A 25174-nucleotide genomic window follows, 5' to 3' on the forward strand; every position below is an offset into this window, starting at 1 on the left:
TCCTCAGTGATAATCGGTAATTTCAACATCCTCAGGCCCATCCTCCGTCCATCGAAAACACACGCGCCACTGCTTGTTTATGCGGATGCTGTGTTGGCCTTTGCGGTCTCCCTCCAGCGGCTCCAGACGGTTACCAGGTGGCGACTTCAGATCATTCAGCACCTCTGAAGACTCAAGCATGATGAGCTTGCGCTCAGCCGCTGCTTTGATTGCAGAAAACCGCCGTGTTTTTCCTGTTTCATACAGAGCCTGTGAATCTTTACATCGGAAACTTTTAATCATGCAAAATAGCGTATGACGCTTATCGTTAAACGTCAAGCGTCAAATAATGCCTGCGTTTGGACTGAACGTTACCTCAAGGGTCCTTAGCGGTGCCTGTCCATGATTACTTGTCCGCAGTGGCTTACCATAACGCCCTCTTACGCGCAGCACAGCAAGAAGGCCCGGGGACGGATCCGCGGGCCTTCTTTGTAAGCATCTGATCAATCAGGATATTTGTGGTGCCTGTCCATGATCAAATTTTTCGTGATCCGCTTACCCTGCAAGCAACTGATTACACTACAAATGAACAGTGCCTGTCCATGATGACACCCCTGATCAGTTATTGGTGAGATATTTTGAAAAGGCCCGGGGACGAATCCACGGGCCTTTCTGGTAAACATCTGATCAATCAGGATATTCGTTGTGCCTGTCCATGATCAATCTGGATCAAGATATTCGTTGTGCCTGTCCATGATGAGAACCAGAAGGCCCGGGGACAAATCCGCGGGCCTTCTTTTTAAGAAGCTGATTAATATAGGTATTTGTTGTGCCTGTCTTTGATCAGCCCCTTTGATCAATCGAAATATTTGTGGTGCCTGTCCATGATCAGGTTCCGGTCCATGATCCGTTGCCCTGAACAGCAAGAAGGCCCGGGGACGAATCCGCGGGCCTTCTTTGTAACCATTTGATCAATCGGGATATTTGTTGTGCCTGTCCATGATCAGTCCATTCGTTGTGCCTGTCCATGATCAGACTTGATGATCAGACTTGCTAAGCATCTGATCAATCAGGATATTCGTTGTGCCTGTCCATGATCTGTAGCCGAGGCAACCGCCCAGCCAGCACAAATCCCAGAAAAAACACCGCATACATGCCCGGCTCCACCCAAACAAACGGAGCCTTGCCAAATGGCAATGACAACAAAACGAATCCGACCGATAACACTGCTGCCGGCAATACTTCTACTGAACACTGAAGGCCATCACGGTAGATCAAAAAAGCTGACGCGAAGACACCCACTAGCCCCAAAAAGCCCACAAGAAAAAGCCGCTGAGCTGCATAACTGCCAACCGGCATGGGCATAAAATCAGCAAACAGAACAAGCAAAAAAAACGCAACAATCAATAGACAGAGAGCCATACTCCAAGCTTTTTGCATCGTTTTCTCATTATGCTTATCCATAAAAAACCGCTTACCCTGCAAGCAACTGATTACACTACAAATGAACAGTGCCTGTCCATGATGACACCCGTATATTCGTTGTGCCTGTCCATGATATATTTTCTCCAAGCTTTTTGCATTGCTTTCTCATTATGCCTATCCATAAACAATCCGCTTACCCTGCAAGCAACTGATTAGACTACGAATTGACAGTGCCTGTCCATGTTCACTTTATGCCACGAATTGACAGTGCCTGTCCATGTTCACTTTATGCCAGGGTATTCGTTGTGCCTGTCCATGATCAGATCGCACAAGCAACTGATTAGACAGAGAATTAACAGTGCCTGTCCATGATCACTCATGATCACTCATTGGGTGCCTGTCCGTGATCCGATTCCGTGATCCGATTCAATGGTCATGATTGATCAATCAGGATATTCGTTGTGCCTGTCCATGATCACTACCTGTGTCCATGATCGGACCGTCATCAATGGGGATATTCGTTGTGCCTGTCCATGATGATCACGTTGTGCCTGTCCATGATGATCATATTTAGCAATACGGATAAAGAAAGATCACTGATCGCTACAAATCCAGGCCGTTGCACCGGCTCACCATAACGCACCCTTATGTGCAGAACAGCAAAAAGGCCCGGGGACGAATCCGCGGGCCTTTTTGGTAAGCATCTGATCAATTGAGATATTCGTTGTGCCTGTTCATGATCAGATTGATGATCAAGATGCATGATTATTGTTCGGCTTTTTTGTCCATCCAATTAGCTAAATTTGCTCGTGATGTTTCATATATTTCGTCACCATGCAGATGCTTTATTAAAAGCAACTCGCGATAGGCGTCTTCAATTCGACCTTGCTGCACTCTGAGTTGCGCCAGCTTGTAAATTGGCATAGGCAAAGGATAACGGAGGGCGATATTTTCAATTAGCTCAGCTTCGCCCTCTTCTAGGTTCACAAACTCGTGTGTTCGCGCAACCCAAGTAAAGGCTCGAAGTTGATCAAACAAAAACACATCCGGCGCTTTTTTATCTGCTCTTAAGGTGCCAATAGACGCTGCTTCGAACCTTAGCAATCTATGATCTTCTTCCAGAACCCGGTAATCTATCCATGCAAGGGTTAAAAAGGAGCCGTAGATTAAGATACACATACCTAGAACCCACTGAGGAACATTAACACTTTTTTCTAAATGACCCCAAGTTTTCAAGAACCTATTGATTAGCGGGCGCAACAAATTCGATATACGATCTGGATTAATAACATCAAATAAAGATAAACCGATAAAAAAACCAGCAATTAGCAAAAAATAACTGTACGCGTGTGGGTATTCCAGTAAAGAGTGAACCAATATAGAAGAAAAAGCCGATATGCTATAGAACCCTTTTTTACTGTCAGAAACCAAAAAAATTTTTATCCAAAACAAACTAATTAAGCAAAATATTAAAAGCCCTAGTGGGATCCCAGCCCAAACTAATAAATCCAGAAATAAGTTGTGGGTATATTGAGTCATACCAACGGCGGGATAACTCTCGGCCACTGCAACTTGAGCGTGCGACACTTGCCCAAAACCATAGCCAAACCATGGTTTTTCAAGAATTGCAGTCCAGAAGGAACTCCACATATCAATTCGTATATCAGTCAGGTGCAATCTTGTGGATTTAACACCGTCGAAAAAAAGAAAATTATTAATATGAGGCCACGCCCAACCAGAAATAAAATACGCCAAGCCGGCCAAAGCTACAAAACGCAGCCGACCAGCCTTCCAACTTCTAAAAATAGCGCAATGCCCTAAGGCAACGAAGAGCAAAACAAATAACAAAACATATGATGTGCGGGACTGCGCTAACGCGGCTCCACCAACAAGGAAAAAACCACATATCAGACCACCAGCGCGTCCAATACATTTTTTTTCATACAAATAGTAAAGCGAAAAAACAGCCAACCAAATAAGCGTTGAATAATTATTCGGCTGTCCTAGGTTGGCATATGGACGAGCATGCAACGGGAGGTTGTGAATAAGAGGCGAAGAAAATAATTGTAATGATTGAATAAGCGCCAACCATACCGAAATGATACCTATTACCAAAAAAGATAGCGCGACTGAATCAACTGTTTTTGAATTTATCTCTTCACCTACAATGAAATTTGAAACTATTAAACATAATACAAAACTACTCAAATAAAAAAATACGGTAACTGCATCACCAAAAAAGTCAATTTTTCCTGTTGCCACTTGCAAAATAGGTAGTAAAGAAACGAAAAAAAACATAATGGAAATTCGAGGAACAACAACAGAACCAGACCTACTTGCGACCTTCAGAAGCGCTGAAAAGAGAGCGATGAAGGCAGCAAATTCTAAATAAAAAGAACCCCAAGGGTAATAATGATTGGGCAATAAAAATGCGATAAAAAATGTCATAAAAAAAAATAAATTTAAAACCATGAAAAACCCTCTGCCAAAAAATCTTATTTAACCGCGCCTACGATCAAAAGGCCTAAAGTCGAAAATAAAAATCACCTGCGATTTTAAGTCGCCATTTACGAGACATGGAAATCTCAAAGGCTGAATTCTCTTAAACTTTTAGCAGGTAAGTCAAAAGGGGCAAAACAATAACTGCATATGACTAAACTCTAGTCATGATGGTTTGAACCAGGAAGGCTCTTAAGTAAAACTCTCTTGAACTGTCGACAACGGCATCGAAATGCAGTCCGCAGTGCATGTCCAAAATCAAACCGTTTCGTCCTCCGAGTCAGGCTAAGCTGTGCCCGCTCTATAATTTTCTTTAAACTAAATTAACGGCTACACAATTTTGCATGGCAAATTGATGTACTTTTTCATACTTAATAGAGAAACAGATAGACTCAGTACTCAAAAAAAAGCCTGAAAATATGATTTTCAGGCTTTTTTTTCAATACATATATGCGACTGTAGCGATCCGATTGTTCAGATTAAGTTTGGCCGTTATCATCAAACGCTTGACAACTAGCAGGGCGATACTTGGCATCAATAGTACCTCCACACGTCCAAACAACCTTCCCGCCAACATTCTCTCCCCTCAGAACGATCGTATCTGCCGCAATAACGTCACCGCCTACAGCGTTCGTTGCTGTAACTGTCACCACACCTAGAACATCAGACACACCGGTGTATATTAAGCTACCGACATATGTTGAGCTCTGATCCTCGATCGTGACATCGCTAATGCTGCCAGTCACTGCAGCTGCCTCTGATACATTAGTCCGCGCAGAAGAAGCTACTAAGATCATCTCCGATACTTTAGCCCGCACCGTATAATCCTGATAAGCCGGAATCGCAATCGCCGCCAAAATACCAATAATAGCCACAACAATCATAAGTTCGATCAGCGTAAAACCCTGCTGACCATGTTTCATTTGCATATTTCTCATAAAAACACCTCTATCATCATCGTTAGAAAATCTTTTCACCCTGCCCAACGTGCTGCAGCCCCCGTGCCAGTTGTCTAATTTTTACAAATATCACAGTAATTCAAGGTACTACCGCCTTTCGTAAAACAGCCCGAATTCACCAAAAAACAAAAGAACCACCACCCCACGTCAAAACCTGACAATTTTTGTCACTTACAACCCGCACACCCCAACCCATCCCAGCCTTTCCAAACCGCCCCTACCCATCTAAACTCAAGCCTCGTCATTACTCGCACCTCAACCGCCAGGCTGCAGCGCCCTAATCTATGACAATAAACACAAGCAACATCACCTTAACGGGTCTGGCACGGCGCTTTGTGAGCGACGGCCTGCTGGATGAATCCACGGCCAAAGACGCCTTTTTTCAGGCTTCTCAGAACCGTATTCCGCTGATTACCTACCTGACCCAGCACAAGTTGGCAAACAGCTCGGCGTTGGCGTTTTCGGCGGCCATGGAGTTTGGTATTTCGGTGCTGGACCTGGATGCGTTTTTGCCAGAGGCCATGCCAGACAATCTGGTGGACGAAAAACTGCTGCGCAAGCACAACGCACTGCCTCTGTATAAGCGTGGCAACCGGCTGTTTATTGCGGTGAGCGACCCCACCAACGTTCAGGCCCTGGACGAGATCAAGTTCAACACCGGCTTAAGCACTGATGCGATTCTGGTGGACGATTCCAAGCTTCGCGCCGCTATCGAAAAGTATCTGGCGTCCAGTGAAAGCTCCATGGGCGACTTGGCCGATTCAGACCTTGAAGGTATCGATACAGAAGGCGCAGATGGAAGCGAGGACGACAGCGCCGTCGTTGTTGCAGAAATAGACGATGCGCCCATCGTAAAATATGTCAATAAAATGCTGCTGGATGCGATTCGCGGAGGCTCGTCAGACGTTCACTTTGAACCTTACGAGAAAACCTACCGCGTACGCTTTCGCACTGACGGCATTCTGAAAGAAATGTCGCGACCCTCTATAAAGCTGGCACCGAAAATATCCGCGCGAATAAAAATCATGGCTCAGCTGGATATTTCCGAGCGACGCCTGCCGCAAGACGGCCGCATAAAGATGAGGCTATCCAAAACCAAGTCCATCGACTTTCGGGTGAACACCCTACCCACGTTGTGGGGCGAGAAAATTGTACTGCGTATTCTGGACCCCAGCCAGGCAAAGCTGGGTATTGACGCCCTTGGGTACGAGGAAGACCAGAAGAAGCTGTACATGGACGCGCTGGCGCAGCCACAAGGCATGATTTTGGTCACGGGCCCCACCGGTTCCGGTAAAACCGTATCGCTGTATACCGGCCTGAACATTCTGAACACCGACGAGCGCAATATTTCCACAGCGGAGGACCCAGCAGAGATTAACCTGGAAGGCGTGAATCAGGTAAACGTGAACAACAAAGTGGGGCTTGGCTTCGCCGAAGCGCTACGGGCGTTTTTGCGGCAAGACCCGGACGTCATCATGGTGGGCGAGATTCGAGACCTGGAAACCGCCAATATTGCCATCAAAGCGGCGCAGACCGGTCACCTTGTATTATCCACCCTGCACACCAACAGCGCAGCCGAAACGTTAACCCGTATGATGAACATGGGCGTGCCTGCGTTTAACATTGCCACATCTGTTAGCCTGATTATTGCCCAGCGCCTGGGCCGCCGGCTTTGCAGCTGCAAACAGGTTGGAAACATCCCAAAAGACGTACTTATAGCCGAAGGGTTCTCAACTGAACAAATTGAAACAGGGTTCACGTTGTACCACCCGAAGGGCTGTGATAAATGCACTAATGGGTATAAAGGCCGCGTCGGCATTTACGAGGTGGTTAAAGTGACCGAGCAGCTGGCCAACATGATTATGGAAGAGGCCAGTTCTATCAAGATTGCAAAAGCAGCTCAGGCTGAAGGCTTTCGAACCCTGCGCCAATCCGCTCTGTTAAAAGTGATTGAGGGTGTAACCAGCCTTGAAGAAGCCAACCGCGTGACCAAGGATTAAGCATGGCTCAAAAAGCGAAGAAACTCGAATCCTACGTATGGGAAGGCAAAGATCGCCGGGGCAACAAAGCCAAGGGTGAACTGTCTGGCGCTAGCCTGGCTTTGGCCAAGGCCCAGTTGCGCAAGCAGGGCATAGTTCCAGACAAGGTAAAAAAGAAATCCAAGCCCTTGTTCGGCGGCAGCAAAAAAATTACGCCCTTTGACGTTGCCATGCTCACACGCCAGCTGGCCACCATGATGAAAGCCGGTGTGCCCCTTGTGCAAAGCTTTGACATTGTGGCTGATGGCTTGGAAAACAGAGGCTTGCAGGACCTAGTGATGTCGGTTCGGAACGACATTGCCTCTGGCAACAGTTTCGCCGGATCGTTGCGTAAACACCCCCGTCAATTTGACGACCTGTACTGCAACTTGGTGGATTCCGGCGAAAAAGCCGGTGCGCTCGAGAAGATGCTCGACCGTATCGCTACCTATATGGAAAAAACAGAAATTTTGAAGAAAAAAGTCAAAAAGGCAATGACTTATCCGATCGCCGTTGTGGTGGTTGCGATCGTGGTAACGGCCATTTTGCTGGTAAAAGTAGTACCGCAATTTGAATCGCTTTTCAACGGGTTTGGTGCGGAGCTGCCGGTGTTCACTCAGATGGTGGTGCGCCTATCAGAATGGATGCAGACCTGGTGGTTTGTAGTGCTACTCGGCATTATCGGCACCATCGTTTTATTCAAAGAGTCAAAACGACGGTCACAGAAGTTTTCAGACGCTGTCGACAAATATGTGCTGAAAGTGCCGGTTATCGGAGAAATTCTGGACAAATCCGCCGTCGCGAAGTTTGGCCGGGTGTTATCAACAACTTTCGCAGCCGGTGTTCCCCTTGTGGACGCCCTTGAATCCGTTGCGGGCGCTACCGGCAACGCGGTTTATCGCGATGCCATCATGCGCATTCGTAGTGATGTTTCCAGCGGTACCCAGCTTCAGGCCTCTATGCGGGCGCAGGACGTGTTTCCGGTGATGGCGGTTCAGCTGACGGCGATTGGCGAGGAATCCGGTAACTTAGACGAAATGCTGGAAAAAGTAGCCGAGCACTACGAGGCCGTAGTGGATGACATGGTAGACAACCTGACTGCGCTGATGGAGCCGATGATTATGTCGGTGCTGGGCGTGCTGGTGGGTGGTTTGATTATCGCCATGTACCTGCCGATCTTCAAAATGGGCCAGGTTGTTGGGTAATTCATGGTCGATTTAAGCATTCTTCTGGACACACCCTGGTTGCTGTACAGCACGGTTGCCTTTGTGTCTTTGTGCATTGGCAGTTTTCTGAACGTGGTTATTTTTCGCCTGCCGGCGATGATGCAGCAGGAGTGGCGCTGCCAGTGTGAAGATCTGTTGGAAGTGCCAGAGGCCAAGCGGGAACCGGCGAAGGTTCTGAGTCTGTCAAAGCCGGCTTCTACCTGCCCCCACTGCGGCTACGGTATTCGCGCCTGGCAGAATGTACCGGTCATCAGCTACCTAGTGCTGAAAGGCAAATGCGCCAATTGCAGCGAACCGATTTCAGCGCGCTACCCGATTATTGAGTTAGCGACAGCGGTGCTTTCGGTATTTACCGTGTACATGCTGGGCCCAACGCCTGCGGCGCTTTGGGCGTTATTGCTGGTGTGGGCGTTGGTAGCGCTGACAATGATTGATTTTGATACTCAACTGCTGCCAGACTCCATTACCCTGCCCCTACTTTGGTTAGGGCTGATGGTGAATTACTTTGGCCAGCTGGTGCCTTTTGACGAAGCATTCTGGGGCGCCATAGTCGGTTACCTGGCACTCTGGTCGGTTTACTGGCTGTTCAAGCTGGTTACCGGTAAGGAAGGCATGGGCTACGGCGATTTCAAGCTGTTGGCAGCGCTGGGCGCCTGGCTGGGTTGGACGTTATTGCCGGCGGTTATTCTGTTATCCTCTGTTGTAGGCGCAGCCGTTGGTATAGCCTTAATGGTGTTCAAACAGCAGGGCAGAGAGGTACCCATTCCATTTGGGCCTTATTTGGCCACGGCTGGCTTGATGTGCTTGTGGTTTGGTGATGAAATTGTGGGTGTGTGGTTCCGTTTTCTTGGTGTATAGGCTTGGTTACAAAAGGAGTAGGCGCGCGTATGGCACCCAAAATTGTGGGGCTGACCGGTGGTATTGGATCAGGAAAATCGATGGTTGCCAGCCTCTTTGGCGCCTTTGGCGTGCATTGGGTAGATGCAGATGATATCGCCCGCCAGGTGGTAGAACCCGGCACCCGAGCGCTGGAGCTGATTGCCGAGCACTTTGGTCACGACATTTTGATGTCTGGTGGGGCGCTGAATCGCGCAGCCTTGCGCAAGCTGGTGTTTGACGACGCCGACGAGCGCAGGTGGCTGGAAGAATTGATACACCCCATTATCCACACGGAACTGGAACGCCAGTTAAAGCCCGACGATTACGACTTGCCTTATGTATTGCTGGTGTCGCCGCTGTTATTTGAAACGATTCAGCACACCATTACCGAGCGGGTGATTGTTATAGACAGCCCAGAGAGCGTGCAAATACAGCGCACCATGGCGCGGGACAACAACCCCCGAGACCAGGTTGAACGCATTATTGCCGCACAGATTCCGCGCCAGCAGCGGCTTGACAAGGCCGACCTGATAATTGATAACGGCGGCACCAAAGACAACGTACGCCAACAGGTGCGAGACGCCCACAATGCGCTGCTGGTGGAATTTGGCCATTAACCGGCGCCAAGTGTTTGGCGCCGGTTTCTTTACTATTTCTGCAGTGCTTACAGTGCTTACAGTGCTTACAGTGCTTACAGTGCCCTCAGCCTATGCGCTGGAACCTTCAATACAATTCCACCAGCGATCTATTCCCCAGCACCTTGCCCCGCAGGCGTTACCCAGCAACTTTTACGACTTCGCCCCAGAGGACTACTGGGCCGAGCCGGAAGACTCTTATTGGCTGAACTTCAGCAACTGGGTGCTGTTGCAGGAGCGCACTCAGGGAGAGCGTGTGGGACAGCTGGGGCAGTGGGCAGACAGAACCCTGTCAGGCGAACGTCACAGCCTGCCGCTGAACGAAAGTTATTTGCGCCTGAGCTTCGCCACCGAAACCCGTGCCGGCACAGTGTTGGATTTTGAACCAGAGGCGCGCTTTCGGGTGGATATACCCACTGCCCGCAAAAAGCTGAGGCTGGTCATTGAAAGCGAAAGCGAAGAGCTGATTCCGCTGGCAGAGCGGCAGCGCGACCGTCAGCTTACGGAACCCGAGCGCTCTTCAACCAGCGCCACGGGGGCCCTCCGGTTTTTGGGCCAATTGGGTGACTCGATTAATTTCTCCAATGATTTTGGCGCGCGCCTGCACTTGCCCCCCGATGCTTTCTGGCGCGCCACAGTGCGCAAGAGCTGGCGGCCACCTGGAGACTGGGGCTTGCTGGCTCAACAGCGTTTTTATTATTACCATCAAAACGGCTGGGGTTCGCGCAGCTGGTTTGAGGCTCGGCACGATTTAGGTAAGGGCTGGGAGTTTATAAACTCATCCGAGCTCGAGTGGGTGCACAGTGACAGGGAGTTTGTGGCGGCCCAAGTGTTCAGTGTGAGCAAACGGATGAATAACCGTGCGGTGCTTACGCCCCGTATTGGTGTGCTGGGTGAAAGCCAGCCCGGTTGGCGCACCACGGAAGCCTTTGCCGACGTTACCTGGCGCTATCGTATGTACAGCGATTGGTTGTTCGGAGAGGTTATTCCTGCGCTGCAGTTTGCGCGAGATAATTCGTTTAAAGACGATAGCTCGCTGGTTTTGCGGCTGGAGATGTATTTTTCTGGCAACATTGTTCGGCGCAACTAACACTTATGCCTCGCCATAACGCGAAAGATGCCACTGAAGCACTGACTCTTACTCCGATTGCTATCACTCGCTCCTGCTTTGCCGACAAGTTCGGCGTGCCGCGGCAGCCGGGCTTAACCCGCCATGCCCACGCTGACTTATTGATTCAACCGCCGTTTGACCGCGAGGACGCTTTTCGCGGTTTAGAGAGCGCCAGTCATTTATGGCTTACGTTTCAGTTTCATCAGGCGGTGCGAGCCGAGTGGCGGCCTGTGGTGCGGCCACCCCGTTTGGGAGGCAACCGCAAGATTGGCGTGTTTGCCAGCCGGTCGCCGTTTCGCCCCAACAGCCTGGGGCTGTCGGTAGTGCGTAATCGCGGGCTGGTGCGCAAGCAAGGCAAGCTGGTGTTACAAATCACTGATCACGATTTGATTGAAGGCACGCCGATTCTGGACATCAAACCGTATCTACCTTTTGCAGATGCGGTAAGCGGTGCGCACTTGGGTTGGGCCGAAGAGGCGCCGGTAGAGCGTTTGCCCGTGGTGTTTTTGCCCGAGGCACAGCAGCAGCTAGATGAGCTTTGTGCAGGGCAATCTTCAGAGGGCTCTTCAGGTAATTCGTCAGATAATTCGCCAGAGAATTCTTTACAAAAATATCCAGATTTTGCCGCTCTGATTGAGGATGTGGTGAGTTACGATCCGCGGCCGTCGTTTCGCCGCGGCCGCGAAGAGGAGCGGATTTACGGCGCGCATCTGTACGATGTCAATGTGCGCTTTCGATTTGTAACCGACGAAGCAGGCAGCCGTGTGGAAGTGCTGACGGTTTGTTAAACTGCTTTAGTTCAGTTTCTTATTTCATAAATGATTAGATAGATTTCTCTCACCAATGATTAGATAGGTTGCCATGAACGTTGAATGCCCCACCTGCCGTAAAGCCGTGGAATGGACCGATGCCAATCCGGAGCGCCCATTCTGTTCGCACCGCTGCAAGTTGATTGACCTGGGCGCCTGGGCCAATGAGGAATACCGGGTACCGGCACAGAATGTAAGCTCGGAAGACCTGGATCAACTGGACCAGTTGGAAGACGACACCCAGCACTGAGCGCACTGTTTGTAGCCGTTTTCAAACCATATGCAAAAAAACAGTGTGGATTGTGCAAACCGTTCATACCCAGCGGTTACGGGCTTTTAAGTTGTGGGTTACCGTCGTGCGCTTTATCATCGCCTTAAGAGCCTTCCGCCATTGCCGGCAGCTTACACTTTCGTTCATGACCCGCTCATCACTCTTTCATCACCAAAAAGGTAGCATTATGAAAGCCTCTCGTATTTCCCTGATGGCCCTGTCACTTGCTATGGGCGCAGCACCTGCGCTGGCCAGCGACGTTGACCTGAGCTTGACCACAGAATCCGCAAAGGCACAGATGAACTTCTTTGACAGTCGCGACGACATGCAGTTGGGCGCCGGTTATACCTACCACGAAGGCAGCCGCCACATCGGCAACGTGGATTTTCACGCCCAAGGCCGCACAGCCCTTGGCAATCTGCCTACCACCGCAGGCCTTGGCATGCGCCTGATCGGTTGGGACGACGACCGGGTTGACGGCGGCGCTTTGGCGCTGGGTGGCTATGCAACGGTGAATATTCCCGATGTACCGGGTTTGTCTGTCACTGGCGGCCTGCACTATGCGCCCAGCATTCTGGCGTTTGGCGATTCCGATGACATGACCAGCCTTGAGGCCCGCGTTAGTTACCGTGTGATTCGTAACGCAGAGTTGTTTGCCGGTTACCGCTACCTCAACACAGATTTGGATGGCCGCGGCGATCTGAACCTGGATGAAGGCCTTATGGCCGGTATGAAATTGTACTTCTGATCAATTTGTTACCGAACCTGAAAAAATCCCCGGCCCGCGTACTGCGGCCCGGGGATTTTTGTATATTGGCTGCGCTGCTGTTATTTTGATCGCTTAATCACAATAACCATCAGGTTATTATTAAAGCCCAGAGGTGATATGTCAGTTAACACAGGCGCACCTTCCTCCGCTGCCAAGAAGCGTCATGCTTTGGCGTTCATTCTATTGCTACTTGCCGGTGCTTTGTTTGGAGCATTTTATAAACCGTCGCCGAACGCATTTAGCAGCCGTTACTATCCCGGCGAGGAGTTTCAGTTTGCCTCGTTACCGGCATTGCCCAGCTGGGCCAATGCACCTTTGCCAGATTTTTCTGGCTACGCCGATACTGACGGAAAAAAAGCCGCTTTTTTTGAATTTCTGTTCCCCCGCATTGTGCTGGCCAACAGCCGCATTTTGTTGGAACGTGAGTACCTGGACGCTCTGGCGGCAAAGTCCGAGTTTACCGGCAAAGAAAAGCAATGGCTGAAAGACGAAGCCAAGCGCCTGCGGGTAGACCCTGCGCCGGCGGGCAAAGCCCAGATTGCCAAGCTGAAAAAGCGCCTGGACGTAATACCGCCGTCGCTGATTATGGCCCAGGCGGCTAACGAGTCCGCTTGGGGCACGTCGCGTTTTGCGGTGGAAGGGAACAATCTTTTCGGCCAATGGTGTTTCACCGCTGGCTGCGGCCTGGTTCCGCTTAGCCGGGTATCGGGCGCCAGCCACGAGGTGGCAAAGTTCTCTTCTCCCTATCGTTCGGTACGGGCCTATATCCAGAACTTGAACCGCCACCCTGCTTATCAAACATTGCGGGATATTCGCCTGACCGATCGCAAACAACAGGAACCGCTGTCTGGCAAGGGGCTGGCCGCGGGGTTGGAGCTTTACTCCGAGCGCGGGGAAGAGTACATCGGCGAAATAACGGCAATGATCCGCCATAACAATCTGGCCGTGTACGATCAGGCGTTTGCCGAGATTTTGCAAAATCGCAACCCGGCTCACTTGCAACAACTGGCCAGCGCCCGCAATATTAACGAGCTGATGCCGCGCTAAAAGCGGCCGGTAACCAGAAGCATTGTTGACTTAAAGCAAGCCAGTTTTCGGAGTAAAACCGGTTATCACCCAAGGAAGGAATATCTCATGAGCAACCTCATGGTCGCCTGCGTTGGCGACACCCACGTTTGCCCCCTGCACGGCCACGGCAGCAGCCCCATTATTGCGAACGGCGCGACTGCGAGCGTGGATGGTGTAGCCATCGCCCGGGTGGGTGATACCTGCGGCTGCGGTGCCGTGATCGTTCAGGGCTACCCGCTGGCCCTACTGGACGGTCGCCCTATGGCCCACATGGGCAGCCCTACCTCCCACGGTGGCCAGATCATCACCGGCAAACCTCGTGTCCTATTAGGCGTCGCCACCTTCACGGCACCAGTGGTGGATTTCGCCAAGGCTGGCGCCTTGAACAGCCAGGGCCAACTGACCCCGGAGGCTGAACAGGCGCTGAACAAAGACCCTTTCGGCTTTGTTGAGTGGGCCAAAGCCAAAGGCGCACTGGTAGACGAAGGCCTGGAAGGCGCGACCCCGGAAGAAATCGAAGCTTCGAAGCGCTATTCAGAAGGCCGGTCTGACCTCCGCCCCAAAGTGACCGTTGAAGCCGGCGTGTTCTTTGACGGCACCGGCAACAGCATCGGTAACACCGGTGCCTTTGAGCGAAAAGTAGATGAATGCCTGACCGCTCAGGCAGCGGGAGCCATCAGTGAGGAAGCCTGCAGCGCTGAAATCTCGCAATTGATGGAAGGGAGCTACCTTAATGCTGAGACCAATGTGTCGAAGCTCCACACGCTCTATCAACCCTTGTCCACCGACACGGTCACCGTAGAGAATCACCGTATTCCCGTATACGTCTCGGGCGTTGGCACCAAATCCGGTAAAGAGGACGATGCCTGGGCCATGGGAACCGGTATGGGGGAGCGGGGGATCTTGGCCAAGATTGAGTTAGCAGTGGAACGCCTGTCGACTGAGCTTTCCAATATGCTAACAGCTCAAATGGATGAGCTGATTCTGGATGTCTTCGGCTTCAGCCGGGGAGCGGCCACTGCCCGGCATTTTGTGAACGAGGTGCAAGATGGGGCCAGCGGTGCATTGGGCCAAGCGTTTCAGGGGGAGGGTATTGCCTGGCCGAAAGCCGTCACTATTCGTTTTCTAGGGCTGTTTGATACCGTCACCGCAGTTGTAGACCTGCGAAATGGCGATTTTTCAGCTCACAATGCCAACAATGGTGAGGTGCGCGTGAATATGGCCGCCGATGCAGTCCAGCGGGCTGTGCACCTGACCGCCCGGGACGAATGGCGTTACAACTTTTCCCTCAACAGCCTGCGAGGACCAGATGGCCGCCTGCCGGAAAATTTTAACGAGTGGGTGCTGCCCGGTGCCCACTCCGACATTGGCGGTGGCTACCCCGAAAATTTCCACGAACACGTCCAGGTAACCCAGCCCCGTAAGTTCCTCGGCCACCACCCCAGAGAAAGCTATGAGTACGCAAGGGTACTGATGGAGCGCAGGCAGATGATTGATCAAGGCTGGCTGGGGCCAAATAACCCTGAAGCCACGTTAACGGTTGAAGAAGCCTACCGGCGGCGGCTAAAAGAGGGCGAAGTCGAATTGCAGTTCCAACTCTGGCTGGACCGGCGAGTACAGGCCGAGTATTCCCGTGTGGCCTTGCGGCAAATGTACCGGCTGGCGAAAGATGCGGGTGTGCCACTGGATACCGTGAAACCAACAGATATTGGTTTTTCGTTATCTGACGAACTCCAACCCATCGCCACCCAGATCACTCGTCACATCAACGAAGGTCGGCCACTGCAATTGATGCCCAAAGAAGAAGCCCTGCTTCGCCAACGCTACATTCATCACTCAGCCCATTATCAGACCGCCGGACCACTTTTTCCATTCAAACCCGCACCCGGTGGCATGCGGAACATCCATCCAAACGGCGGACTCAAATGATCAGAAGACTCGTAGTGCTTGTAACAGTAATCTGCACGAGCCTCCTGTTAAGTGGTTGCTCTTTCGCGGGCAAGCCTGAATGGGACAAACAGGTGAAATATCGACTCAAGGTCAGTGTGCCCCGACATTACGATGCCTGGGTCAAGACATTACAGTTTGAAGCGACAGGTGAGCGAGCTTGGTGGTGGCCGGTTGGCATCACCAGTTGTTGCTGGAAAGGTCTAGGGAGAGGGGGTGGCGAATTGGAACCCATGCCCGACTACATTTACATCAGTTGGTTTTCACTTGCCGAACAGCAGTCTTACGCCAGACTGATCCACATACCTGACCCGGAAGCGTTGCGTGAACGAATGGAGCAACTTGCACCGGTTCATAAGATTGGCAAGTTGTATAATCTTCCTCGCTACAACCTGGTACTGGGCCTCGCTCCAGGAGGGACCGTTGTCATGTGGATTATGAGTAAAGCTGAAACCGCCATCGAAGTGGGGCGTTATAAGGCGGTGCCGTTTGACGATGATGCCAGATACGAGGGTGCCCTAGAGTCCTATATGGAACGTGAGGGTGACTACCTCAAACAAAACGGTCTTCAGCTTGATCGTTGGTGAAGATCATTTACGAAGAAGCGCGCTGGGGGTAGGCCTGGGTGTCAATACCAATACAGGCCGGAGGGCCAGCCCGTTTCAAGATTTAAAAATGCCCCCGGGTCGATGCAAATCAGATAGCGTGCGATCACCCCGTAGATTGAGGGTGTGGTGGCTCACCAGTCGGGCCACCTGTTGAGACGGTTACGCTGGCTATAGCTTATGCGCGGGCCTACAATGAAATCAAATGAGTAATTGGAGGCTATCAAATGTCGGCTCGTGATGACATGCACGGCACACCAAATCAGGGTGAGCTGCGTGGAAGATCAGTGAATCCAAAAGTTTTTCGTCCTTCAAATGAAGAAGTTGCGCCTGGTACTGTTCGCTGGATTTCTAATCCGGAACATTTTTTTATCGATGTTGTGATGGGTATTGACGCTGAAGCTGTTGATAAGCGCCATTTGAATCTTTACAAGATCATCAGCGAAGGCGTCCCATTGGAAAGTGTTCATCGGATCAAAAAAGTTCTCAAGCTTCCCAAAGACAAAGTGCTGAAATATCTGGACATCTCACAAGCTACCTTTAATCGTAGAATGAAAGGTGAGGCGAAACGACTTACCGGCAGAGAATCAGGCCAGGTCTATCGCTATTCCCGATTGATCTCTCTTGCTACCAACATGTTTCATGGTGACCAAGAGGAGGCGCTGCGGTGGCTCAAATCCCCAGCCTACGCTTTTAAGGGCGAGACGCCTCTGGAACATGCTCGAACGGAATATGGCAACAATGAGGTTGAAACTCTCATTGGCAGAATGGAGCACGGCATACCGTCATGAGCTCTATTACTCTCTGGCGCATGAGTGCTCCACATCACGCAAAAACCATTGCCGAGATGCTTAGTGGAGAAGGCGCGGTTATGTATGGTGGACGCTGGAACAGTCCTGGGAACCGGGTTGTCTATCTTTCTGAAACCCTTTCCCTTGCCGCGTTCGAAATCCTGGTTCATGCCGCAAGTACCGCCATTCTTCAGCCCTACCAGTTCCTAAAGGTTGAGGTTCCTGAGGATTTGATAATGGCTTTGGACGATAATGTCTTGCCGCCTGACTGGAAAGAGCCGTTCAACTACGCTCTTCAGGCCATCGGTGATGACTGGATTGCCTCTGACCAATCGTTGGGTCTATCGTTACCCAGCGCGGTCATCCCCGGCGAGCGTAACGTCATCCTTCGACCAACCCATCCGGACTTCAAGCATGTTCGTGTCGGCACAATTGAGCCTTTCAGCTTTGATGATCGAATCTTCGCTGAAAACTAAAACTTCTTTCGCCCCTGTTGAATTTTCCAACTTTCAGCAGCAACACCCGCACGCCGGGTAATGGGAATACAGATTTGGATCCTATGCGCGACTGATTCACATCCCCGACCGGGAAGCCCTGCGTGAGCGTATGGAGCAACCTGCTCCGGTTCAGAGAAATGGTAAGACGGTCAACATGCCACGGGATACGTTGATTCGGGGCCTGAGGTTTAAAGTACGCCCAGTTCGCGGGCTCGAACAATGGCTTGGGTGCGGGATTTCACACCAAGCTTGGCGTTTATACGGCGGGCGTGGGTTTTAACGGTGTGCAGTGAAATGTGCAGTTTGTCTGCAACTTCCTGATTCGACAGGCCGCGGGCAATGCATTCCAACACGCCTTTTTCCCGTTCACTGATGGGCTCGGCAAGGGGCACAATCACCCTCGTCGCACTCGTCGCTGCCTTGATGCCGAACAGCTTTACCAGGGCGTCGGTGAAAACACCGGTTGGAAGCTGGTCAAACGTTTGCCGTAGCAGTGGCTCAAGTTCTTGTTTGAGCTCGTTAAACGGGCTGATGAAATGCTCTTTGGCCGCCAACTCAACAATACTGACCAGGCGTTTGACGGCTTGGGCAGGACTTTTTTCCCGGGCAAGCAGCGCGACGTCTAACAGGCTCATGTGTATGTCTACGCCCATGGGAACGGAATCGCGGTAGCCAGCACGCAGGCCATTCAGCCGGGTTCTGGCCGCGCCATATTCCCCGCGGGCCATGGCAATGCGCACTTGCAGGCAATCCATCAGCCCCGGCATAGTGGGGAAGAGCTCCGGTGAATAGCCAGCTTGGCGATAAGGCAATATTTTGGCCATCGCCTGGGCCGCCCTGTCAGTCTCGCGCTGGGCCAGCCAGCACGATGCCTTTAATGCTTCCAATACCGGCACGTAAAGTTCACCGTCTACCTGCCATGACTGCATGGTGCGTTCGGCGCGGGCAATCCAGGCAAAGGCTTCGTCAAAATGGCTCTGGCTGCGGCAGATAAGTACCCGCAAACACATAGCCATTAACAGGCCCAGATCCCGGGTTTGTTCGGCCTGCCGAGTGCACACGGCCAAAACCCGGTCTACATCCTGATATCTACCCTGGTGCCATAACACCAGCGCGAGATTCAGCTGTAGCCGGATTTCCCCTACCCGCGCTGGCCGCGCCAACTCTTGCATGGCCGTGTCCAGACTGCTGCGCAGCAGGTGTTCGGTATGGCGAAGTTCGCCCTTACTCAGTTCGATGCGGGCATGGGCGTAAACCGCCAGGGCTTCGGAGCCGGTATCGCCAGCCTGTCGCGCCAGGCGTGCGGCTTCGCGGCTGGCCTGCCGGGCATCGGCGAAACGACCGAGGGCACACAAGGCGCTGGATCGCACCAGTTGGGTAACCAGCTGGCCCTGAACGGATAACTCCGGATCTTCGAGGGCAGCTTCGGCCAGCACCAGGGCCGGTTCTACCTGGCCTTGGCCGCGAGCAATAAACGCCTGTAAGGCCTGAATTCGTCCAAGAGGAATGTCGTGTGTTTCCACCTTGCCCAAATGTTCAACCAGATCTGTTGCCTGGCGACATTGCCCGCCAATGGCGTGTACCCAACCAAAAACCAACCGCAGCCGCGGATTGGCGGCCAGCGCGGTTGCCGGCAGGCTACGCCTCAGGCGTAGCAACGATGCGGTGTCTTGCCCCAGAAGAAGAGCCTCGGAGCCTTCCGCCGCCATGCGCCGGATCTGTCCCACGTCTGCAGACATAAGAGCGTATTTCAAGCCTTCTGAGTACTGCCGGCGCTGGGCGAACCACTCACTCACCCGTAACATGCGCTGAGCACTGCCGTTCAACGCCGGCGTTTGCAACCAGTCCAGCAGCAGCGGATTCAGCCGGTACCAGCGGCCACGCCCGGCCATGAGCTTTGCGGGCAAGCCGCGCTCGACCGCCTGTGAGGGCACCAATTGAGAGAGTGTTACTCGTATAGGCGTTGCCTGCGCGAGCGCTGTTTGTGAAGGTGATAAGGCTAATTCAGTCGTGGTATCTGCCAGCGATGCGAATAAATCGTCAGAAAATACATCAAGTTCGGCCAGTGCACGCAGCGCAAACTGCTGCGCGTTTGTGTAATGGCCCAATACGGCATCCGCCAGAAATCGCTGAACGCTTGCGGTGTCTTGCAAGGCTTTGCGCTCGCGGCCACTGCGCAACTCACCACGGTACAGCGCCAGGGGCGTTGGCCAGCCTTCGGTGAGGCTGTAGAGATTGTCTACCGAAACGGTGGTCAACTTCTGTTGCTGCACTTCGCTGGCGAAAAATTCAAACACTTCACTGCGACTGAATTCAAGTTTATCCGGGCCAAGGCTGGTAAAACGGTTTTGCAGCTCCAGCGAATGGGTGCTGATAGCCAGCGGGCCGCGGGATATGCCAAGCAAGCGCAGTTGAGCTGGCAGATTATCCACCAGTTGTTGCAACAATGCCAAGGCCGCCGGATTGCTGATTGCATCCAGATTGTCTAGCACCAGCACTTGAGGCAGAAGGCTGGCCGAATCGGGCCGCTCTGTGGCCGCCAGCAACCACTGCAAGCCGTCGGCAAATGCACCGCTGTGTGAGGGTTCAGGCTGATTCAGCGCTACCGCCAGCAGCATTAAAAAACGCTCGGGGGCGTTATCTTGGGCGCTCAGGGTTACCCAGCGGATATGAGCGGAGGAGAAATCAGACGCCAACAACGCCTGCGTAGCGGCGGCCGATTTGCCATAGCCACAAGGGCCGTAAATGTTCAGCAGCCCGGCGGGCACCACACTGCCCATCAACACCTGATTTAACTCTGGCCGAACCAGCAAACCTTGCAGATGTTTTTCATCAAATGGCAGTTTTACCCGCTGCATCAGGAGCTCACGTACCCGCTCGCCACGCTGAAGCGCGCTGTTAGCGGTCTGGAATTCGTCGTTTGCTGCTTTACCCTGTTCAACTTGTTTCACGCGCTGCCCCGTCGATACCGGCGCGTGGCGAACAAAAGCCCTGCGCTGACCGGCAAATTCCAAAAGTGGCATTATAATCGACGGCTTAGCTGCCGCGATTAAGGTACAGCGCAGATTAGCATAAAAATGGCGGGCACTAAGGCCCGCCATTTTATTTCCAGGTACTTTCTATTTAAAAAGTACTTTCTACAAGGTGCTTTCTACAATCTACTGTCTTAAGAACTAGCGCACACCAGACCTGCGCAGCGCGGCCGGAGTGTAGTCACGGGACTGCCGTTGAATACCGAACTCGTACGGGTTGGCTTCTTCGTTCGTCAGGCCCAACACCAGATAGCGGCCAGAAAGCACATCAGAGATGGTTTCAACGGCGTACCAGGGTACATCGCGATCGTAGAACTGAATGGCGTGGGCTTCTGACACCCTCCACAGCTCGCCGCGGCCGTCGTACTGGTCAATCACCGCTGCCTGCCAGGAATCTTCGTCAAAGTAGATGTCACGCCTGGCATAGATGTGGCGTTCGCCTTCCTTCAAAGTAGCGCGCACATGCCATACCCGGTGCAGTTCATAACGGGCCAGCTCCTGGTTGATATGGCCAGGCCGCACGATATCGGTGTACTTGAGGTCACGGTCGAGCAACTTGTAGGAATTGTACGGAATGTACATTTCTTTTTTGCCCACCAGCTCCCAGTTGTAGCGGTCTGGGGCGCCGTTCATCATGTCCAGGTTATCCGAGGTACGCATGCCGTCGGCCGCGGTGCCCGGGCCGTCGTACGCTACCTGAGGCGCACGGCGAACACGACGTTGGCCAGCGTTGTAAATCCACGCACGGCGGGGTTCGGCGATCTGGTCGATGGTTTCGTGCACCAGCAGCACGTTACCTGCTAGCCGAGCCGGCCCGACGATGGCCTGCTTAAAGTAAAACAGCACATTGGGATCGAGGTTCTGATTAGCGTCTTCCAGGAAGGTACGGTAGGTCAGCTCTTCCTGAAACCGCACTACGCTGAAATCGCCGCTTTCTGTGGGTGTTGCCTGGCCAATGTTACGCAGCACCGAGCCGCCGCGGTAACGGGTGATGTGGTTCCAGTAAACTTCCAAGCCACTTTGTGGCATCGGGAAAGGCGTGCCGGCCTGATAATTTTCCAGCCCAGAACCGCCTTCTTTCAATTTCACCGTGGTGGCATTGGCGCGGGTTTGCTCCTGCACGGCTTGCGGGTACGCCATTGTGCGTCGTGTTTGATACACCGGTATCACGAAGTTGTCGTACTTTTCGATCATCGCCACTTGGCCTGGTGACAGATTAGCGCGGTACTGATCTACGTTGCTACGATCGATGGTGAATTCTGGCGTATCTGACGGGAACGGATTCACGTAAATGCCATCGTTCTTGTAGCCAGCCGGCGGGGTGGTCAAGCCACCCTCAAAGGCTGGAATAGCACCGCCGTTGCCAGCTTGCTCTGCGCCCATCAGGGTCAGCGTATCGCCCAGCTTGGCGGCCTCGCTGCCTGACACCGCGGCAAAAGCGTTCATGCTGAACAGCGATGCCGCAAGAATCCCGGTGGTCAGTAATTTCTTGTTCAATTTCATGGTTATCACCTCGCTAAACGAATAAGAGACGGATTAGAACGAGTAGGAAACGCTCGCGCTGATGAAGTCGCGGTCTCTGAAGTCGTTATAGGGTTTGCCACCGAAGTAGTTGGTGTAGCTGACATCAGCACTGAGCTTGTTCTGATACACCGCCTCTAAGCCAAAGCCAATAGACTTGTTGCCTTCGTTAAACGCGCCACCGGGTTGCGGGGCGTAGCCTTTCACATCGTGACTCCAGGCCAGGCGCGGGAACAGGTTTACGCCGGAGAATGCGTTGAGGTAATCCCATACCAAGCGGGTGCGATAGCCCCAGGAGAAGTCTGTAGTGAAGCCTTCGTTTTCACAGTAGGCAGTGTTGGAGTTCAACGGTGTTCGCCCTATAAGGGCTGCATCCGAACCGCACAGGTCTAGCTGGCCAAAGGGTGTATCCACCAAGGTGGGACCGATACCGTAAGTGCCTGAGCGCCCGAAGCGGCCTTCGTCAAACCCTGGCAGGTCATGGACCCAGTTGGCACCGGCTTCGCCAATCAGCGACAAGCGGTTGGCGCCCATGACCTGCTCAAAGAATTTAATCAAAGTAAATTGGGCCTGGGACACGTCGTAACGGTCGTTACCAGAAGCGACAAGCCCGTCGATCGAGCCACCAACCAACCCCAGTTCCTCGCGGCGACGCTGCTCTAGCAGGCTGGTTCCAGTTTGCAGACCAGCAGTGATTAGCTCAAAGGCGTTCCACTGTAGAGGCAAGTCTTTGCGGAAGCTGTACTCAGCGCCTAACGACCAGCCACCCGGTATGGTCGTGTTGATACTAATGCCAAACAGGTCAATATTTTCCGGATACTCAATAAAGTAATCAGGAAAATCAGGGAAGTTTGGTGACAACGGATTGCTACCACTGCCGCCGGGGCTGCTGTTGACCACGCCGCTGATATACGGCAAGCGGCTGTTGTACTTGATGTAATAAAGGCCAATTTCGGAATCGTTCAGGGCTGGCACAAACCAGCGCAATGCCACGCCAAACTGATCTTTAGTATCCGGCTCGCGATCCGCCAATCGGGGAATGACAACTCCGGCGCTGGCGAATTGTGCACTCTGGGCATCGCTGAGACTGCCAACCGGATTGATCGGCCCACAACCATCTGCCACAAAATCCACCGTGGAGAAAAAAGTACCACAGTCATCAATACGAGTTTTCTCCCAGTCGGTCTGAACAAAACCTTCAATAGTGACGTTTTCAGTAATACCCGCGGAAAGGTAGAACATTTCTACCGGTAGCAGAGCATCTTTCAATTCGGCACCTGGGGCACGGAAAGCGTTTACATCAATAGGGTTAATGGTGTTGATACCACCCGGGATAAAGGTGCTTTCACCCCAGCTGACCACCTGGTTACCGTAACGCGCGCTGATTGGCACATTGCCCAGGTACCAGTCAGTAAAAATATAGGCGTCTAGAATTTCACCGCCGGAGGCGTTGTCTCTGCCATCCGAGCTTAGTGGCACATGCTGACGGTTTTCGTCTTTCAGTTCAAAATCGTACCAGTAGCGGCCACGTACCAGCGCACCTACTCGGGTGAGCACACTGCTGTCGACATCGTAACTGAGGAACAGTTCGCTGTTGCCTTTGACAAGCTTGGAAACCGTATCGCCTTTATCGAAATTCAGGTTGCCGTCGTCGTAGTTGGTCGACGAAGCCGTACCGCCGTTGCCCTGCCCTACCAAACCCTTGTCACGGTTCTCGGTACGCCAGGTAGCACCTGCAGACAATGTGGTGTTGAACTGGGCTTCTACACCGCCCAATTTTTCGGAATCGAAGGAATAAGCTGAGGCATAACCGGAAAAGCCGGCCGCGATGGCAATCGCCAGCGGCAGTCGCTTCCAGATACGCGGCACGTGTTGGTTTTTTATCATTGGAAGACTACTCCGTTTATTTTTGTGTTCTTGCTGTGATAGAACTGACAGGATCACACTATACCAACGCCCTCTCCTGTTCTTATCAGTCAAAAGTATGATTTTCACTCTCATTCCCACTGCATAAGCGTGGGCTTGCTTAATCCGACCATAGTCAACCCGCCCGCAATGGGCGACATTATTGTTTTTGCAGTTCATCCCAGGGGTGAACCGGCAATACCGCTTCGCTGACTTCCGATTCCATGCTGTCGCGGAAATAGTCCATGGCTTTTTCTGCTTCGCCGAGTTCGTCGAAACGGGCAATGTGATAAATCGCCTCGCCTTCGTTCACCAGTGGCAGGTTATTCACGCAAATCACAATGCCGGAACAGGGGGAGATGATGGCGGTTTCCGAGGCTCCGAAAGGGTCAGCAACCATCGCCAGCTTTTGGCCTTTGCTGATTTTTTGCCCCAGTTTGGCCACCGGGCGCATGATGCCATCTATATCGGCCCTTACCCACTGGGAACTGGCTGCAACCTCGGAGCGTTTGCGAGGCGGCTTTACACTCTTTTTGGCCGGTGTCATTTTCAGCTCCCGCATTACCCGCATCACGCCTTTAACACCGCTGGCGATAACCACTTCGTCAAAGCGCAAGGCTTCGCCGCCCTCATAGGTAATCACTGGAATATTCTGTGAATCGGCGTAGGCGCGCAGGCTGCCCTCGCGCAGGCCGGCGTCTATAATAACCGGTGCAGCAAAAGCTTCCGCCATACGGGCGGTTTCAGGGGTTTTCAGCTCGGCACGAATCTGCGGCAGGTTAAATCGATGTATGGCGCCGGTGTGCAGGTCAATAATGTGGGTAACGTGTTCCATGATCTGGGTGCGCAATAAGTACGCGATGCGCCCACCCAAAGAGCCGCTTTCGCTGCCGGGAAAACAGCGGTTCAAATCACGGCGATCTGGCAGGTAGCGGGTGCGCTGCACAAAGCCGAAGATATTGACAATGGGCACAGCGACCAAGGTGCCACGCAAATTACGCAGAGCGGTGTTGGTGAGTACCCGGCGCACAATTTCCACGCCGTTGATTTCATCGCCGTGAATAGCGCCACACACCATCAGCACCGGGCCGTCACGGCGGCCGTGCACAATTTCCACCGGAATGTGCAGCGGAGTGTGGGTGTACAGTTTGGCCACTTGAACTTCTATGGTTTTACGGGTGCCCGGCTGAACCTGAATGCCGGCAATTTCAAACGGAGCTCGTGCCAT

The 25174-nt window shown here is 52.5% G+C and carries 21 protein-coding genes; 13 read left to right on the forward strand and 8 right to left on the reverse strand.

The window, feature by feature from the left end:
• Positions 1-3: 3 nt before the first annotated feature.
• From MELB17_RS03920 to MELB17_RS26060, 4 genes are all read right to left on the reverse strand, one after another.
• A complete protein-coding gene (locus tag MELB17_RS03920) occupies positions 4-282 on the reverse strand; it encodes a type II toxin-antitoxin system RelE/ParE family toxin (RefSeq protein WP_007348841.1) in 279 nt (92 codons plus the stop codon).
• Between the two features lie 762 nt (positions 283-1044).
• A complete protein-coding gene (locus tag MELB17_RS03925) occupies positions 1045-1443 on the reverse strand; it encodes a hypothetical protein (protein WP_007348842.1) in 399 nt (132 codons plus the stop codon).
• Between the two features lie 726 nt (positions 1444-2169).
• Positions 2170-3876: a PglL family O-oligosaccharyltransferase gene (locus MELB17_RS03930; RefSeq protein WP_007348843.1), complete on the reverse strand. Its 1707-nt coding sequence runs from the start codon at positions 3874-3876 to the stop codon at positions 2170-2172.
• A gap of 506 nt (positions 3877-4382) precedes the next feature.
• Positions 4383-4841 carry a pilin gene (locus tag MELB17_RS26060; RefSeq protein ID WP_007348844.1) on the reverse strand — a complete coding sequence of 153 codons (459 nt, stop codon included), beginning with the start codon at positions 4839-4841 and terminating at the stop codon, positions 4383-4385.
• Positions 4842-5146: 305 nt separating this feature from the next.
• Here MELB17_RS26060 and pilB point away from each other — a divergent pair, with 305 nt between their 5' ends.
• From pilB to MELB17_RS04000, 13 genes are all read left to right on the forward strand, one after another.
• A complete protein-coding gene (gene pilB, locus MELB17_RS03940) occupies positions 5147-6862 on the forward strand; it encodes a type IV-A pilus assembly ATPase PilB (RefSeq protein WP_007348845.1) in 1716 nt (571 codons plus the stop codon).
• Between the two features lie 2 nt (positions 6863-6864).
• The gene (locus tag MELB17_RS03945; RefSeq protein ID WP_007348846.1) at positions 6865-8085 is read left to right on the forward strand and encodes a type II secretion system F family protein; all 1221 of its coding nucleotides are present in this window, start codon (positions 6865-6867) and stop codon (positions 8083-8085) included.
• Between the two features lie 3 nt (positions 8086-8088).
• On the forward strand, positions 8089-8964 hold the full coding sequence (locus MELB17_RS03950; RefSeq protein ID WP_007348847.1) for a prepilin peptidase: 876 nt from the start codon (positions 8089-8091) through the stop codon (positions 8962-8964).
• A 29-nt stretch (positions 8965-8993) separates the two neighbouring features.
• Positions 8994-9602: a dephospho-CoA kinase gene (coaE, locus tag MELB17_RS03955; RefSeq protein ID WP_007348848.1), complete on the forward strand. Its 609-nt coding sequence runs from the start codon at positions 8994-8996 to the stop codon at positions 9600-9602.
• The gene (locus tag MELB17_RS03960) at positions 9574-10710 is read left to right on the forward strand and encodes a hypothetical protein (RefSeq protein WP_007348849.1); all 1137 of its coding nucleotides are present in this window, start codon (positions 9574-9576) and stop codon (positions 10708-10710) included. Before coaE ends, MELB17_RS03960 begins: the two co-directional genes overlap by 29 nt.
• A 5-nt stretch (positions 10711-10715) precedes the next feature.
• Positions 10716-11519: a tRNA (N6-threonylcarbamoyladenosine(37)-N6)-methyltransferase TrmO gene (tsaA, locus tag MELB17_RS03965; RefSeq protein ID WP_007348850.1), complete on the forward strand. Its 804-nt coding sequence runs from the start codon at positions 10716-10718 to the stop codon at positions 11517-11519.
• Between the two features lie 73 nt (positions 11520-11592).
• Entirely contained in the window at positions 11593-11790 is a 198-nt protein-coding gene (gene yacG / locus MELB17_RS03970) for a DNA gyrase inhibitor YacG (protein WP_007348851.1), read from the forward strand.
• 208 nt (positions 11791-11998) lie between these two features.
• Positions 11999-12559 (forward strand): YfaZ family outer membrane protein, encoded by a 561-nt coding sequence (locus MELB17_RS03975; protein ID WP_007348852.1) that lies wholly within the window; start codon positions 11999-12001, stop codon positions 12557-12559.
• Positions 12560-12697: 138 nt separating this feature from the next.
• On the forward strand, positions 12698-13627 hold the full coding sequence (locus MELB17_RS03980; RefSeq protein WP_036183445.1) for a glucosaminidase domain-containing protein: 930 nt from the start codon (positions 12698-12700) through the stop codon (positions 13625-13627).
• 87 nt (positions 13628-13714) lie between these two features.
• Entirely contained in the window at positions 13715-15577 is a 1863-nt protein-coding gene (locus MELB17_RS03985) for a phospholipase effector Tle1 domain-containing protein (RefSeq protein ID WP_007348854.1), read from the forward strand.
• The gene (locus tag MELB17_RS03990; protein ID WP_007348855.1) at positions 15574-16182 is read left to right on the forward strand and encodes a DUF2931 family protein; all 609 of its coding nucleotides are present in this window, start codon (positions 15574-15576) and stop codon (positions 16180-16182) included. The genes MELB17_RS03985 and MELB17_RS03990 overlap by 4 nt, the downstream gene beginning before the upstream one ends.
• Positions 16183-16427: 245 nt before the next feature.
• Positions 16428-16991 carry an antitoxin Xre/MbcA/ParS toxin-binding domain-containing protein gene (locus MELB17_RS23140; protein WP_007348856.1) on the forward strand — a complete coding sequence of 188 codons (564 nt, stop codon included), beginning with the start codon at positions 16428-16430 and terminating at the stop codon, positions 16989-16991.
• Positions 16988-17467 (forward strand): RES family NAD+ phosphorylase, encoded by a 480-nt coding sequence (locus MELB17_RS04000; protein WP_007348857.1) that lies wholly within the window; start codon positions 16988-16990, stop codon positions 17465-17467. The genes MELB17_RS23140 and MELB17_RS04000 overlap by 4 nt, the downstream gene beginning before the upstream one ends.
• A 209-nt stretch (positions 17468-17676) precedes the next feature.
• Here MELB17_RS04000 and MELB17_RS04005 read toward each other — a convergent pair whose 3' ends face one another.
• The 4 genes from MELB17_RS04005 to MELB17_RS04020 all read right to left on the reverse strand — a co-directional run bounded on the left by MELB17_RS04005 (position 17677) and on the right by MELB17_RS04020 (position 25174).
• Positions 17677-20511 (reverse strand): LuxR C-terminal-related transcriptional regulator, encoded by a 2835-nt coding sequence (locus MELB17_RS04005; protein WP_198136433.1) that lies wholly within the window; start codon positions 20509-20511, stop codon positions 17677-17679.
• 150 nt (positions 20512-20661) lie between these two features.
• Positions 20662-22023 (reverse strand): DUF1329 domain-containing protein, encoded by a 1362-nt coding sequence (locus MELB17_RS04010; protein WP_007348859.1) that lies wholly within the window; start codon positions 22021-22023, stop codon positions 20662-20664.
• A gap of 33 nt (positions 22024-22056) precedes the next feature.
• Positions 22057-23928 carry a DUF1302 domain-containing protein gene (locus tag MELB17_RS04015; RefSeq protein ID WP_007348860.1) on the reverse strand — a complete coding sequence of 624 codons (1872 nt, stop codon included), beginning with the start codon at positions 23926-23928 and terminating at the stop codon, positions 22057-22059.
• Between the two features lie 178 nt (positions 23929-24106).
• Positions 24107-25174, reverse strand: coding sequence for a succinylglutamate desuccinylase/aspartoacylase family protein (locus tag MELB17_RS04020; protein WP_007348861.1), 1068 nt, complete (start codon positions 25172-25174; stop codon positions 24107-24109).

This window comes from Marinobacter sp. ELB17, from assembly GCF_000169375.1.
Classification (GTDB): Bacteria; Pseudomonadota; Gammaproteobacteria; order Pseudomonadales; family Oleiphilaceae; genus Marinobacter.

Coding starts and splice junctions, on each gene's coding strand:
- MELB17_RS03950 (WP_007348847.1), top strand. CDS start 8,089: ATGGTCGATTTAAGCATTCTTCTGGACACACCCTGGTTGCTGTACAGC.
- MELB17_RS03985 (WP_007348854.1), top strand. CDS start 13,715: ATGAGCAACCTCATGGTCGCCTGCGTTGGCGACACCCACGTTTGCCCC.
- MELB17_RS04005 (WP_198136433.1), bottom strand. CDS start 20,511: ATGCCACTTTTGGAATTTGCCGGTCAGCGCAGGGCTTTTGTTCGCCAC.
- MELB17_RS03920 (WP_007348841.1), bottom strand. CDS start 282: ATGATTAAAAGTTTCCGATGTAAAGATTCACAGGCTCTGTATGAAACA.
- MELB17_RS04020 (WP_007348861.1), bottom strand. CDS start 25,174: ATGGCACGAGCTCCGTTTGAAATTGCCGGCATTCAGGTTCAGCCGGGC.
- MELB17_RS26060 (WP_007348844.1), bottom strand. CDS start 4,841: ATGAGAAATATGCAAATGAAACATGGTCAGCAGGGTTTTACGCTGATC.
- MELB17_RS03945 (WP_007348846.1), top strand. CDS start 6,865: ATGGCTCAAAAAGCGAAGAAACTCGAATCCTACGTATGGGAAGGCAAA.
- pilB (WP_007348845.1), top strand. CDS start 5,147: ATGACAATAAACACAAGCAACATCACCTTAACGGGTCTGGCACGGCGC.
- MELB17_RS03980 (WP_036183445.1), top strand. CDS start 12,698: ATGTCAGTTAACACAGGCGCACCTTCCTCCGCTGCCAAGAAGCGTCAT.
- MELB17_RS03930 (WP_007348843.1), bottom strand. CDS start 3,876: ATGGTTTTAAATTTATTTTTTTTTATGACATTTTTTATCGCATTTTTA.
- tsaA (WP_007348850.1), top strand. CDS start 10,716: ATGCCTCGCCATAACGCGAAAGATGCCACTGAAGCACTGACTCTTACT.
- yacG (WP_007348851.1), top strand. CDS start 11,593: ATGAACGTTGAATGCCCCACCTGCCGTAAAGCCGTGGAATGGACCGAT.
- MELB17_RS03975 (WP_007348852.1), top strand. CDS start 11,999: ATGAAAGCCTCTCGTATTTCCCTGATGGCCCTGTCACTTGCTATGGGC.
- MELB17_RS04015 (WP_007348860.1), bottom strand. CDS start 23,928: ATGATAAAAAACCAACACGTGCCGCGTATCTGGAAGCGACTGCCGCTG.
- MELB17_RS04000 (WP_007348857.1), top strand. CDS start 16,988: ATGAGCTCTATTACTCTCTGGCGCATGAGTGCTCCACATCACGCAAAA.
- MELB17_RS04010 (WP_007348859.1), bottom strand. CDS start 22,023: ATGAAATTGAACAAGAAATTACTGACCACCGGGATTCTTGCGGCATCG.
- coaE (WP_007348848.1), top strand. CDS start 8,994: ATGGCACCCAAAATTGTGGGGCTGACCGGTGGTATTGGATCAGGAAAA.
- MELB17_RS23140 (WP_007348856.1), top strand. CDS start 16,428: ATGTCGGCTCGTGATGACATGCACGGCACACCAAATCAGGGTGAGCTG.
- MELB17_RS03990 (WP_007348855.1), top strand. CDS start 15,574: ATGATCAGAAGACTCGTAGTGCTTGTAACAGTAATCTGCACGAGCCTC.
- MELB17_RS03960 (WP_007348849.1), top strand. CDS start 9,574: ATGCGCTGCTGGTGGAATTTGGCCATTAACCGGCGCCAAGTGTTTGGC.
- MELB17_RS03925 (WP_007348842.1), bottom strand. CDS start 1,443: ATGGATAAGCATAATGAGAAAACGATGCAAAAAGCTTGGAGTATGGCT.